The organism is Siccibacter colletis (assembly GCF_000696575.1).
Classification (GTDB): domain Bacteria; phylum Pseudomonadota; class Gammaproteobacteria; order Enterobacterales; family Enterobacteriaceae; genus Siccibacter; species Siccibacter colletis.
The window spans coordinates 157,164-169,023 of sequence record NZ_JMSQ01000009.1; the positions used below are offsets into that span (position 1 = coordinate 157,164).

Genomic DNA, 11,860 nt, shown 5'->3' on the forward strand with positions numbered 1-11,860 from the left:
GATTTTCGCTCGCGTAAATAGCGTGGAAAAACCGGGTTTATTTATTCTCATTCAGGAGAAGAAATCGTGTTTTACTGGATATTATTAGGCCTGGCTATTATTGCTGAGATTACCGGCACGCTGTCGATGAAATGGGCCAGCGTGAGCGGTGGTAACGCAGGTTATATTTTAATGCTGGTGATGATCGCCATCTCTTATATTTTTCTGTCGTTTTCCGTCAAGCGCATTGCGCTCGGCGTCGCCTACGCCCTGTGGGAAGGGGTAGGAATTGTATTGATTACCCTGTTCAGCGTGCTGCTGTTCGATGAGAGCCTGTCGCTGATGAAAGTGGCGGGGCTGGTGACCCTGATTGTCGGCATTCTGCTGATTAAATCCGGCAGCAGCGCGCCCCGCGCTATGAAAGGGGGCCGCCATGCACGCGTTTGAATGGGTACATATCCTCTGGCTGATGGCAGCCATCGTGCTGGAGATCGCCGCCAACATTCTGCTTAAGTTCTCCGACGGTTTTCGCCGCGTCGGTTACGGCGTGCTGTCCCTGCTGGCGGTGCTCGCCGCCTTCAGCGCGCTCTCCCTGGCGGTGAAGGGCATCGATCTCTCCGTTGCCTATGCGCTGTGGGGCGGCTTCGGCGTCGCGGCGACCATCGCTGCCGGCTGGGTGCTGTTCGGCCAGCGCCTGAACCGTAAGGGCTGGATTGGTATGGGGCTGCTGTTAGTCGGTATGGTCCTGATTAAGCTCGCCTGATCCCATTGCCGCCCGTGATGCGGGCGGCAAAATTCCCGCGATGTCGTACTATTACTACACACATGTTAACAACTTGTTTCATACTAAAGTAATAGCTAACCTCACCGACTGACGAAGCGAGCGGCGAATGCATAAACCGTTTTCCTGGCGCACTCTTTCTACGGCACGGACGCTTTTTATCATGATTTTTATGGCCGGTATTGGCCTCACCGTGTCTGTGGTGGCGCTGCTGTATCTGTCGCTACATCTGATCAGCGCCAAAACCAATGAGATTGACGAACAGCGCTCGGCGCTGTCGGTACAGGGCGCGGTGCAGACCTCGATAAACCGTATGTGGGGGCTGGTGACCGACAACGCGGTTTGGGACGATGCGGTCGCGCAGGTGTATCGCCCGACGCTGGATACCGGCTGGCTGTTCAGTGCCTGGGGCGCGGGCTACAAAATCAATAACCTCTACGACGGCACCTTCGTGCTGGATGAAAACTTTCACCCGCTGTGGGGCGCGTTCCGCAGCCAGCCTGTTGCGCAGCCGGATGTGCGTTTTCTCGGTGCGGGATTCCAGGCGCTGCTGACGCAACACCGCAACGCGCTGCGCGACGATAAACAGATTTTTGCGGGCATCACCCGCACCGAGGCCGGGATCGCTATCGTCGGCATCGGCCTGATCCGCCCGATGTCGGGCCGGTTGCAGGTGAACGATGCCACCCGCCGCTACCTGGTGATCACCCGCCACCTCAACAGCGAGATCCTGCGCGACCTCGGCAATACCTTTCAGATCAACAACCTGAGCTGGCGCAACCAGCGCCCGGACGCGTCGAGCATTGCGCTGACGAGCGCTGCAGGGGAAACCCTCGGCTGGCTCGACTGGACTCCGCGCCAGCCGGGCATGCAGGCCGCCGAAGCCGCCTCAGATGACATCACGCGTATCGTGGCGCTGGCCGCCGCGCTGATTGTGCTGTTTATCACCCTGAGCAGCGTCGGGCTGTACAAGCTGGCGCGCGGGGAAAAGCTGGCGCGGGAGCTGGCGATGACCGACTGGCTCAGCCATCTGCCGAACCGCCGGGCGCTGCTCGAACGGCTGGAGGCGGTAAGCGAAAGCGGCTCGCCGGAGATCACCTGCGTGGTGTTTATCGATCTCGATGGCTTTAAGGATGTGAATGACATCTACGGGCATAACGTCGGCGACAAGCTGATCGTCAGCATTGGCAGCGCGCTGCGCAACCTGGTGCCGGAAGGGGGAATGCTGGCCCGCCTGGGGGGCGATGAGTTTGCGCTGACGCTGGGCGGTGAACACGCCGGGGAGCAGGCCGCCTCGTTTGCCAGCGCGGTACTGGAGTATCTTAACCAGCCGCTGCGCGTCGGGGAGCGCACCATTCACATCAGCGCCAGCATCGGGATTGCCGCCTGCTCGCTGGTGGAGTGCAACAGCTCGGAGCTGTTCCGCCGCGCCGATATCGCCATGTATCACTCGAAGGTGACCGGAAAAGGGCGCATCACCCATTACGACGCCGAGCTGAATAATGCCCGCGAGCATCAGTTAAATATTGAAAACGACATTCGCGACGGGCTGCTGCGCAATGAGTTCGACGTCTGGTATCAGCCGATCGTGGATGCCCGCACCCTCGCCACCGTCGGGGTGGAAGCCCTGGTGCGCTGGCCGCGTCGCCCGGCCGGCGCGCTGCCGCCGGACCAGTTTATCGGTATCGCCGAAACCAGCGGGCTGATTTATGCCCTCGGCCAGTTTGTGCTGCGCCGTGCCTGTCAGGATCTGCTCTCGCTCAGCGATCTGAAGCTGTCGGTGAATATCTCCCCGGCGCAGTTCCGCGACCCGGAGTTTGAGAACAAGGTGGCGGGGGTGATCACCGGCAGCGGCTTCCCGGCGCACCGCCTGCAGCTGGAAGTGACCGAAACCTACGTGCTGGAGAACCCGGAGCGGGCGCGGACCGCGATTGTGAACCTGAAAGGGCTAGGGACGGCGGTGGCGCTGGATGATTTCGGCACCGGCTACTCCAGCATTGGCTATCTGCGGCGCTTCAACTTCGACACCATCAAGATCGACAAATCCCTCGCCGGGCTGATTGATACCGACGAACAGGCGGCGGCGCTGGTGGGCGGCACCATCCGCATCGCCAGCGCGCTGGGCATGGCGGTGACCGCCGAGGGTATCGAGAATGAAAAACAGATGAAGCTGCTGCGTCTGGCGGGCTGCGATCAGCTGCAGGGTTACTGGTTCAGCGAACCGATGCCGATTGAAGATCTGCGCAGCCTGCGCCAGCAGCACGGCTAAGGCATCTGCTGCGCTAAGGTCTCCAGCTCGTCGCGAAACCCGGTCACCGAAATCGCGCGGTTGTCCGCCCGGTAGCGATCTTTGGCCGCCGGCGCGGAGCTTTGTACGCCGATAAGCTGCCAGCCGTTGTCGCTGTTCAGCATCAGCGGCGAACCGCTGTCGCCGGGCAGGGTATCGCACTGGTGCGACAGCACGCTGCGCTGCGCCCAGCCGGTGATCAGACAGTCGCGGTGGCTGTAAAGCCCGTCAAGGTGATCCTGCGGATAGCCGGCCTGGGTGACGCGCCGCGCCTGGGTTTTCAGCGCTGCGGTGAGATCGTCGCGGTTGCCGCTAAACAGCGGCAGCGGCGTGATGCCCGACGGCGGATTGCGCAGCAGTACCAGCCCAAAATCATAGGGCGCGGCGGATGACGGCACGATCCAGCCGTCACCGTCCGGTTTCAGGCGGCGGCCCAGCGAGGCCTCGACGCGCCCTTCAATATCGTGGATCTCATAGCGCCATCCCCCTTTTTGCGCCACGAAGCGCAGCACCACGGCTTTGTCGGGTTTCCCCGTCGGCGGGCTGAGCAGGCAGTGTCCGGCGGTTAACGCCAGATGCGGGGAGATCAGGGTGGCGGTGCAAAGGTTGCCGCTGGCGGTTTCCAGCTGGCCGATGGCGTCCCAGGGGGCAGCGGTGGGGTCCATCACGGCTGTGCGGTCGTCCTTGCCAAAAAACAGCGTCGTCACGTCGCTGCTACTCATTTCACTCTCACCGCCGTCGTCAGCGTGAGCACATAAAGCGGTCAGGCAAAGCGTTCCCAGAAAAAACACAACGGTTTTACGCATATCACTCTCTGTTGGGGCAATTATGATTATTAAAGTAAACCCTGTGGCTTAACTATAGACGGGACGCGGAAAAAAGGGGATGAAATCAGCGCGCTACGGCGCTTAAAGATAGAAACTGGCCGCTATCGCGCCGCAGCAGATAAGCAAAAGAAGCAGGAGTTCGAACTGATAGCGACGAAACATGCACGGCCTCCGGTAAAAAGCGTATCTGGCGCGGTGGGGCGGCCAGGGGGAAGCCGCCGACAATCCGGCACCAGATACGAAATCAGATCATTCAGGCATTACGCGGCCGGCTGTGCTGCCGGTGCGGCTGCGGTGTGCGCCGGTTTTTTGTGATGCTTTTTCGCCGCCTGCGCTTTCTGTTCTACCGGTTTCTGTTCAGCGGTTTTCGCATCGGCTTTCTTGTGGTGTTTCTTTGCGGCCTGGGCTTTTTGCTCGGCAGCCTTATGGTGTTTTTTGTGATGGGTGGTTTTGGCGACGGAGGTCTGGGTAGCAGACGCCGGTACGGTAGCGGTGTCGGCCGCGAAGGCAGCAGAAGAGAGGCCCATAGCAGCGGCAACAACCAGAGCTAATACTTTTTTCATCGTGAATCCCTCAAATTGGTTTTGGTTTCAACCCCACTGCGGGGCCGTTGACAGCAACTATAGGGGGAGACGCGAAGGGCTTCAGTGAGTGATTGGTATCGGCGTGTAACGCTTTGTACAACGCCGGGGTACAACCCCCCGGCGGCATTCGTTACAGGTAGCGCGCTTCCAGATGCTGGCGAAAATAGAGCGGGTTGAGATCTTCCCCGGTGGCGTTGGTCATCAGCGCCGAGGTGGAGAAGCGGCTGCCGTGCTGCCAGATGTTCTGACGCAGCCAGTCGAACAGCGCACTGAAGTCGCCCGCCGCGATAGCCTGGTCGAGATGCGGCAGGGCGCGGTGTGCGGCGTGGAACAGTTGGGCGGCGTACATCGCACCGAGGGTGTAGGACGGGAAGTAGCCGAAGCCGCCGTCGGTCCAGTGGATGTCCTGCATACAGCCGTTGCGGTAGTTGCCTTTGGTGGACAGCCCGAGCCACGCCTGCATTTTTTCATCCCACAGCGCCGGAATGTCGTCCACTTCGATATCGCCGTCGATCAGCGCCCGCTCGATCTCGTAGCGCAGCACGATGTGTGCCGGGTAGCTCACCTCGTCGGCATCAACGCGGATGTAGCCCGGCTTCACGCGCTGGTTCCACGCGATGTAGTTATGCGCTTCAAACGCCGGCTGGTTGCCGAAGCGGCTGACGATCTGCGGCAGCAGGCGCTGGAGGAAGGCTTCGCTGCGCCCGAGCTGCATCTCAAAGAACAGGCTCTGGGATTCGTGAATGGCGGTGGAGCGGGCGAGGGCCACCGGCTGGCCGAGCCATTCGCGCGGCAGGTTCTGCTCATAGCGCGCGTGGCCGGTTTCATGCACCACGCCAAACAGGGCGCTGAACAGTTCGTTCTCGTCGTAGCGCGTGGTGATGCGCACATCTTCCGGTACGCCGCCGCAGAACGGATGGGCGCTGACGTCCAGACGACCGGCGTTAAAATCGAAGCCCAGCAGCGCCATCGCATCAAGACCGAGATCGCGCTGCGTCTCAATCGGGAACGGCCCGGTGGGTGCCACCAGGTTTGCCGCCGCCTGTTTGTCGGTCACCTTCTCCAGCAGCGACGGCAGCCAGCTTTTCAGGTCGGCAAACAGCACGTCGAGGCGGGCGCTGGTCATGTCCGGCTCGAAGATATCGAGCAGCGCATCATAGCGCGAGCCGCCCTTTGCCTCGGCACGCAGACGCGCCTCTTCACGGCTGAGCTTCACCACCTCTTTCAGATTGGCAGAGAACCCTTCCCAGTCATTGGCCGGACGCTGGGTGCGCCAGGCGTGCTCGCACTTGCTGCCCGCCAGGCTTTTGGCCTCCACCAGCGACTCCGGCAGCAGCACCGCCTGCTGATAGTGCCGCTGCATCTCGCGCAGGTTGGCGCGCTCCACGTCGTTAAGATTTTCCTGCTCGGCGGCGCTGAGCCACTGGCCCACCTGCTTATCGGTGAGGATCTGATGCTGCAGCACGCCGATCTCCGCCAGCGCGGCACCGCGCGCGGCGCTGCCCGCCGGCGGCATCATCGCGAACATATCCCAGCTGGCGATAGCCGAGAGGTGAGAGAAGCGGGAGAGTCGGGCAAACGTGCGGGTAAGGTTCTGATAATGCGTGTTTTCCATAGGGCCTCGCGTCAGGGGAGTGCTTTTTTCTGAAGGTAGCATTATGCGCCGGGGAAGGCGAGGGGTGGGCAGGCGCAGAGTGGATGCTGGGTTGCAGGTTACGATGGTTGAGCGGTGTATGGCGGTGCCTTAACGGCTTGAGCAACCGGTCATAGTCTCGATCAACGATAAAACCCAGACCATCAGCACCCCGGGAGCCATCGCGCTGATGCCGCTATTTCCGCTGTACATGATGTACGGTTGCGCCCGCGGGCCTTGTGTTTGAGGTGATCGAGCCAGCACAGAGAAGTCAGGGCTGCCCGGAAGACTTGTCTTCCTGAATTTATAAAGCCCGGTTGAACCGGGCAAAGTACTTACTCTTCTTTCCAGCTAGCCCATGCCGAAGTATTTGCAATAATGTGTTCCATCGTAATAGTTGCAAAGCTTAATGATACCAACTCCTGAGGTTGAATATCATTGTGAGTCATCGAGTTCGGGTAGGCGTAACTAATCTCTGTTATTCTTGCTTTGTTTAAATGAATTATGAAATAAAGTTCATTGCCACCGTTGGCTGAAGTTCTGTAAAAATCCAGTGTGCAATCAAGTTTTTCTTTATCGTTTAAGGCCTGAAGCATTAAAGGGGTTGCTTTGTCTATTGGTTTTCTTAAGGTATATGCATGAAATGATATATTATCCTCAGCGGAGACCACATTATTTGCCTCAAAAATGAATATCTGGTCCTCATGCCCCTTTTGCCCCTTTTGTCACTTGTTACCGATAGATTTCTCTGTGCCGCATCCTGATGATATCAAACCTTGCATTATCACCAGTAATGCTAAGATAAATTAAGTTCGCCATGCGTATATCCTTTTATTTAACAAGGTAATTATAAATTCAAAACCATTTAGAGTATTTTATGTATAAATAACAAACTAAGAACGCCCACCCAAACACAAAGAAAATAGTATACTTTGGAATGAATAAAACGATAATAACGCCACCTACAGCAATCAGCGCTACAGGCAGCAAATGACCAAAAAACTGCCCTATAAATTCAATTATCCATTTCATTTGTTTCTCACTAATTCGCGAATGAGGAAAAGTAATTCTTCCTCGTCGTTTGAACCAGATATAATAAAATAAATGATTTTTGACATTTCACTCTCAATGAGGTGATACAGCATCTCTATTTTATTATTATAAAGTTCCCAATAATATTCCGGATGTAATGTTTTTAATTTTCGGGCGGAAAGTGCTGCATTTTGCACCTTTCCATAGAATGAGACAGCGCCGATAACTGTACCCATGCTTTTGGTTATCGCTTTCACCACTGCTTCTTTGAAATTTCTTGAGCTTAAAACAATAATTGCTAAAAAATAAGCTAGCGTTTGTTTGTTCAATCTTTCTGATGCGATATCTGCGAAATATTGGGCGACGCTCGCAAGAAGAGATTGTTCTGCCGAATCTGAAATTTGAACTATCTCTTTTTTGAAATAGATTTCTACCATATCCAGTATGACATCTTCACGGCGCGCTGCCTGGTAAAGGCCGTAAAAATATCTGATGTCTTCATGACTCTGTTCACGACATACATCAGCGTAGGCGGGAGTGAGACAGGACAGATACCAGGCTGCTCTCTCTGCACCCGCAAGTGCATCACTGGCCATATCATATAAGTTCTGACCCACCTGATTTACAGCTTTATCGAGGATTGATGCCAGCTTGCGATCTGATTTGATTTTAAGTTTTAGATAGGAGCTATAGTTATCCATTTGTCATCCTGACAATCTGTTTTTGGGCATTATAACGGGTCACATTCAAGAATTAAACCTACCAAAAATACCGGCAGAGCAAAGATTATTTAAAAAAGATATTTATGAAATATTGAGTTTTTAAAAGGAAAATTTTACGGTTTTTCGCGTAAATTCGCCTTGTCCATATCGTGGTAATACTCGCCGCTTGTACAGATTAATGAGCATCACAAACACTGACCTTTCACAATCACGACGATGATCAGAGCAGCAACAGTGATAGCTCAGGAAATGAATAATCGCCTGATTAAATCTGTGCAATTACGGCGATGTATTGTGGGTTATCGAAAGTGAAAATATCCGCTCTCGCGCTGGACCAGACACACAACCCCGAACCCCCCAATTCAGGGCTTTTTTATCAGCTGCCCACACTCAAATCTGTGCAGCGCCGCCATCGACAAACAGTTCGCTGCCGTTAACGTAACTGCTGTCATCCGAGGCGAGGAATAACGCGGCGGCGGCGACTTCGGCGGGATCGGCCAGTCGGCCGAGCGGGGTGGTGGCTTCCACGGCGCGGATCATCTCCTGATTAAATTCCTGATCCGAGGCGAGACCATGCCAGCCGGGGGTTGAAGTTGCGCCCGGCACCAGCACATTGACTCTGATTTTTCGCGGGGCCAGTTCCAGGATCCAGCTGCGGGCAAAATTGCGTATCGCCGCTTTACTGGCGCTGTACACGCTGAATGCGGGCACGCCGGTGGTGGCGCTGGTCGAGCCGGTCAGAATAATCGAAGCGCCATCCTTTAACAGCGGCAGCGCTTTCTGCACGGTAAACAGCGTGCCTTTCACGTTGGTGCTGAAGATACGGTCGTAATGCGCTTCGGTGATATCCGTTAACGTAGCGAAATCACCGCCGCCGGCATTGGCAAACAGCACGTCAATCTGTCCCGCTTCGCGTTTAACCTGCGCGAACAACGTATCCAGATCCTGCATATTTGAGATATCACTCGGGATACCGACGGCGTTATGGCCCACGGCGTTTACCGCATCTTCCAGTTCGCGCGCCCGGCGTCCGGTCATAAATACCCGCGCGCCTTCGGCGGCAAAACGTTTTGCCGATGCCAGACCGATGCCGCTGTTTGCACCGGTTATGACCACTACTTTACCTGCTAACTTTCCCATGTTTATTACCCTGTTGATGAAGCGGAAAACCAGAGTAATGGCTTGCTTTCGTATATACTAGTACCTACCAAAAGGTATGTATGGAGAAAATTATGGAACCCGTTTGCGGGCTTGATGTGGCCCTGCGTTACATTGGTGGGAAATGGAAACCCATCCTGCTGTTTCACTTTCAGCACGGTCCGCGTCGCTTCGGCGAAATCAAGCGGCTGGCGGAGGGGATCAGCGAGAAAGTGTTAATCCAGCAGCTCAAGGACTTAACGGAAGACGGCATCCTGGTAAGGCATGACTTCAAAGAGGTGCCGCCGCGGGTGGAGTACACCATTACTGAGTTTGGCCGCACGCTGGCCCACGCGCTGCAACCGCTATGCGAGTGGGGAAATGCCAACCGGGCGCGCGCTGCTGCGGAGCACTGCGACGTCTGAACCTGCCATCATCATCTGTCGCTGCGGCACAAAGGAGAAAACGTCATGTCAAGAATTGCCATCGATATGGATGAGGTCATCGCCGACTTCAACAGCAAGCTGCTTCCTCACATGAACACCCGCTTTAATACGCACATCACCCTGGCCGATCTCAACGGCCTGACCATTCAGCAACTGCGCCCGGACATCAAAGAGCAGATTGAAGCGATGATTGGTGAGGTAGATTTTTTTTGCCGACCTGGCGGTGATCCCCGACAGCCAGCGGGTGATTGAAAAGTTGACGCATATGCACGAGGTCTTTATCACCACGGCAGCGATGGAGTTTCCGCTGTCGTTCGATGCCAAGTTCCGCTGGCTGGCAGCGCATTTCCCGTTTATCAGTCCGATGAATATAGTCTTCTGCGGCAATAAAAGCATTCTTAACGCTGATTATCTTATCGACGACAATGCCCGCCATTTTGCGCATTTTCGTGGCGAGGGCATTTTGTTTTCCGCACCGCATAACCAAAACGTCACGGGATTTCGCCGGGTGAATAGCTGGCAGGAGATCGACGCGCTGTTTGCTTCTGATGGAATTTTGTCCTGAACGGATCAACGCGTTAAACAATGCTCTCCCGGCGGGGAGAGCAGAGGTGTAAGGCAATTAACAGCCGGACAAACATCCACGCCCTTACTGATTCGGTCGATAACAACGTTTTGCATATCAATAATAACGGCTGTAGACATTATGTTTTCTTAGTTCTCCGTCACATGTGCAGGGTTGAGGTTAGCTGAGCGAATAAACCGCTTAATGCTGTTAAGGGTTAACACTAAATCTGGTGGTAGAACATCAACTCTGCATTGCGTTAGTCTGCACGCGCCCGCTAAATAATAAATAAGAAGTTTCATACGGAAATTATTTTTCGCCCCCCCGGAAAAAGACCTTCACCAATATTACCAGGGTTACCTTTCCGATAAGGCAGAGGGCGTGTCGGTGGCAAAAAAATATAGTCCGGCCGTCACGATAAGCGGTTTCAGGGGGCGATTGATTAATAACACGAGAACATAGTTGAAATTTGACTGACAGAAGGGCGACGGCTTCTGGATTAACGGCCACTTTACTCTGGAGCACCCTCGTACGCCTGATCAGGGCCGTTACGGACGCCCCCGGTGCGGCAGGAGGGGCTGCGAGGTTCTCCACGTTCAGCGCGCTGATGTTAAGCACGGGCTACCCGAAAAAATAACTGCATTCCACACCTTCGCAACTCAGGAGAACACGATGTTTAACGGCCTTAGTGCGTTTCCGCTTACCCCGCTGGTAAACGGCAACGTGGATGAAAAAGCGTTTACCGCGCTGATTGAAACCCTGGTTGCCGCGAAGGTGGACGCCATCGGAGCGCTGGGCTCGACGGGGAGCTATGCATATCTGTCGCGTGCCCAGCGGGCGCGGGTGGCGCAACTGGCAACCGCCGCGGCGGGCGATGTGCCGGTGGTGGTCAGTATCGGGGCGGTCAATATTGACGACGTGTTACGTCTGGCCGAGGACGCGCAGCAGGCGGGCGTCAGCGGGGTGCTGATGGCCCCGGTATCTTATCAACCCCTGAGCCGGGATGAGGTGTATCGCCTGTATGAGCGGGTGAGCCAGGCGGTGGCGGTGCCGCTGTGTGTGTATGACAACCCCGCCACCACGCGGTTTTCCTTTGATGATGAACTGCTGATCGCGGTATGCCAGCTGCCGAATATCGGGTCGCTTAAGCTCGGCCCGCTCTCCGGCACGCGCGCGGAGGCCTCGGCGCGGCTACAGGCGCTGCGGCAGGCCATTCCGGAAACCATCACGCTCGGCATCAGCGGCGATGCCCACGCCGCCGCCGGACTGCTCGCCGGGTGCGACGTCTGGTATTCGGTACTGGCCGGGCTGTTTCCCCACGCGGCACGCAGGCTGTCGCAGGCGGCGTTTCTGGGCAGGGAAGAGGAGGTGGCGCGGCTCAACGCGGAGCTGGCCCCGCTGTGGGCGCTGTTTCAGCGTTATGGCAGTCTGCGCCCCATCGCCACGCTGGCCGAGCTGTCAGGCGCGGTACAGCCGCCGTGCCTGCCGTTTCCGCTGCGCACCCTGCAGGGCGAGGATCGTGAGCAGCTGGCGGCGCTGCTCTCCGGCCCGGCGTTACGTCCGGAATGAGAAATCACACCGTTACCGGTAATGCTTGTCAGTAGCCAGAGGTGGGTGCGCTACGCTTACCCACCCTGAGAATTGGGGCGCGAATAACGTCATGGTGCCTGCCTCCCGCAGGCGCTTTCGCCTCCCGTCACCCTTCACTTCTTCCGCAATGGTCTATGATTGATTTTCAAGTGCTGCCTGGGGTCGCGACACGCTGACACCGCTCATAGCACGTTTTTCGCTGCGCTAACTTCTGGCGCGGCGGGGAGCGTCGACCCTGCACGGCATCCGATTCACGCTTATACGTTTTGCTATCTGA

At 56.3% G+C, this 11,860-nt stretch carries 12 protein-coding genes and 2 pseudogenes; 7 read left to right on the plus strand and 7 right to left on the minus strand.

The genetic code is table 11. The annotated features are described in order from the left end of the window. The first annotated feature begins 63 nt into the window (after positions 1-63). From mdtJ to ET34_RS0112725, 3 genes are all read left to right on the plus strand, one after another. Positions 64-426 (plus strand): multidrug/spermidine efflux SMR transporter subunit MdtJ, encoded by a 363-nt coding sequence (mdtJ, locus tag ET34_RS0112715; RefSeq protein ID WP_201770434.1) that lies wholly within the window; start codon positions 64-66, stop codon positions 424-426. Further along, positions 413-742: a multidrug/spermidine efflux SMR transporter subunit MdtI gene (gene mdtI, locus ET34_RS0112720; RefSeq protein WP_031522611.1), complete on the plus strand. Its 330-nt coding sequence runs from the start codon at positions 413-415 to the stop codon at positions 740-742. The genes mdtJ and mdtI overlap by 14 nt, the downstream gene beginning before the upstream one ends. 127 nt (positions 743-869) lie before the next feature. Beyond that, positions 870-3,029 carry a putative bifunctional diguanylate cyclase/phosphodiesterase gene (locus tag ET34_RS0112725; RefSeq protein ID WP_031522613.1) on the plus strand — a complete coding sequence of 720 codons (2,160 nt, stop codon included), beginning with the start codon at positions 870-872 and terminating at the stop codon, positions 3,027-3,029. Here the strand turns inward: ET34_RS0112725 and ET34_RS0112730 are convergent. The 4 genes from ET34_RS0112730 to ET34_RS0112740 form a co-directional block, all read right to left on the minus strand. Further along, positions 3,026-3,853, minus strand: coding sequence for a trypsin-like serine peptidase (locus ET34_RS0112730; RefSeq protein ID WP_031522615.1), 828 nt, complete (start codon positions 3,851-3,853; stop codon positions 3,026-3,028). The genes ET34_RS0112725 and ET34_RS0112730 overlap by 4 nt on opposite strands. A gap of 102 nt (positions 3,854-3,955) precedes the next feature. After that, positions 3,956-4,036, minus strand: a complete 81-nt coding sequence (gene ydgU / locus ET34_RS23240) for a small membrane protein YdgU (RefSeq protein ID WP_455431297.1) — start codon at positions 4,034-4,036, stop codon at positions 3,956-3,958. A 98-nt stretch (positions 4,037-4,134) separates the two neighbouring features. Further along, positions 4,135-4,437, minus strand: a complete 303-nt coding sequence (gene asr / locus ET34_RS0112735) for an acid resistance repetitive basic protein Asr (RefSeq protein ID WP_031522617.1) — start codon at positions 4,435-4,437, stop codon at positions 4,135-4,137. A 151-nt stretch (positions 4,438-4,588) separates the two neighbouring features. Further along, on the minus strand, positions 4,589-6,073 hold the full coding sequence (locus ET34_RS0112740) for a carboxypeptidase M32 (protein ID WP_031522618.1): 1,485 nt from the start codon (positions 6,071-6,073) through the stop codon (positions 4,589-4,591). A gap of 133 nt (positions 6,074-6,206) precedes the next feature. Here ET34_RS0112740 and ET34_RS22970 point away from each other — a divergent pair. Continuing rightward, positions 6,207-6,338, plus strand: a pseudogene (locus ET34_RS22970) (hypothetical protein); the annotation flags it as partial. 88 nt (positions 6,339-6,426) lie between these two features. Here ET34_RS22970 and tssD read toward each other — a convergent pair. From tssD to ET34_RS0112760, 3 genes are all read right to left on the minus strand, one after another. After that, positions 6,427-6,762, minus strand: coding sequence for a type VI secretion system tube protein TssD (gene tssD / locus ET34_RS20985; protein ID WP_330218004.1), 336 nt, complete (start codon positions 6,760-6,762; stop codon positions 6,427-6,429). Positions 6,763-7,119: 357 nt separating this feature from the next. Beyond that, positions 7,120-7,824, minus strand: a complete 705-nt coding sequence (locus ET34_RS0112755) for a hypothetical protein (RefSeq protein WP_031522620.1) — start codon at positions 7,822-7,824, stop codon at positions 7,120-7,122. Between the two features lie 411 nt (positions 7,825-8,235). Next, positions 8,236-8,985 carry an SDR family NAD(P)-dependent oxidoreductase gene (locus ET34_RS0112760; RefSeq protein ID WP_031522622.1) on the minus strand — a complete coding sequence of 250 codons (750 nt, stop codon included), beginning with the start codon at positions 8,983-8,985 and terminating at the stop codon, positions 8,236-8,238. A gap of 92 nt (positions 8,986-9,077) precedes the next feature. Between ET34_RS0112760 and ET34_RS0112765 the strand changes: the two genes are divergently transcribed. The 3 genes and pseudogenes from ET34_RS0112765 (at position 9,078) to ET34_RS0112775 (ending at position 11,562) form a co-directional block, all read left to right on the plus strand. Beyond that, entirely contained in the window at positions 9,078-9,407 is a 330-nt protein-coding gene (locus tag ET34_RS0112765) for a winged helix-turn-helix transcriptional regulator (RefSeq protein WP_031522624.1), read from the plus strand. Positions 9,408-9,452: 45 nt separating this feature from the next. Then, positions 9,453-9,993, plus strand: a pseudogene (locus ET34_RS23210) (5' nucleotidase, NT5C type). A gap of 672 nt (positions 9,994-10,665) precedes the next feature. Further along, on the plus strand, positions 10,666-11,562 hold the full coding sequence (locus ET34_RS0112775) for a dihydrodipicolinate synthase family protein (RefSeq protein WP_031522625.1): 897 nt from the start codon (positions 10,666-10,668) through the stop codon (positions 11,560-11,562). Positions 11,563-11,860: the final 298 nt, after the last annotated feature.

Bases quoted from the DNA above. Each gene is read 5' to 3' on its own strand.
- mdtI (WP_031522611.1), top strand. From the start codon at position 413: ATGCACGCGTTTGAATGGGTACATATCCTCTGGCTGATGGCAGCCATC.
- ET34_RS0112725 (WP_031522613.1), top strand. From the start codon at position 870: ATGCATAAACCGTTTTCCTGGCGCACTCTTTCTACGGCACGGACGCTT.
- ET34_RS0112755 (WP_031522620.1), bottom strand. From the start codon at position 7,824: ATGGATAACTATAGCTCCTATCTAAAACTTAAAATCAAATCAGATCGC.
- ydgU (WP_455431297.1), bottom strand. From the start codon at position 4,036: ATGTTTCGTCGCTATCAGTTCGAACTCCTGCTTCTTTTGCTTATCTGC.
- ET34_RS0112765 (WP_031522624.1), top strand. From the start codon at position 9,078: ATGGAACCCGTTTGCGGGCTTGATGTGGCCCTGCGTTACATTGGTGGG.
- ET34_RS0112740 (WP_031522618.1), bottom strand. From the start codon at position 6,073: ATGGAAAACACGCATTATCAGAACCTTACCCGCACGTTTGCCCGACTC.
- asr (WP_031522617.1), bottom strand. From the start codon at position 4,437: ATGAAAAAAGTATTAGCTCTGGTTGTTGCCGCTGCTATGGGCCTCTCT.
- ET34_RS0112730 (WP_031522615.1), bottom strand. From the start codon at position 3,853: ATGCGTAAAACCGTTGTGTTTTTTCTGGGAACGCTTTGCCTGACCGCT.
- ET34_RS0112775 (WP_031522625.1), top strand. From the start codon at position 10,666: ATGTTTAACGGCCTTAGTGCGTTTCCGCTTACCCCGCTGGTAAACGGC.
- ET34_RS0112760 (WP_031522622.1), bottom strand. From the start codon at position 8,985: ATGGGAAAGTTAGCAGGTAAAGTAGTGGTCATAACCGGTGCAAACAGC.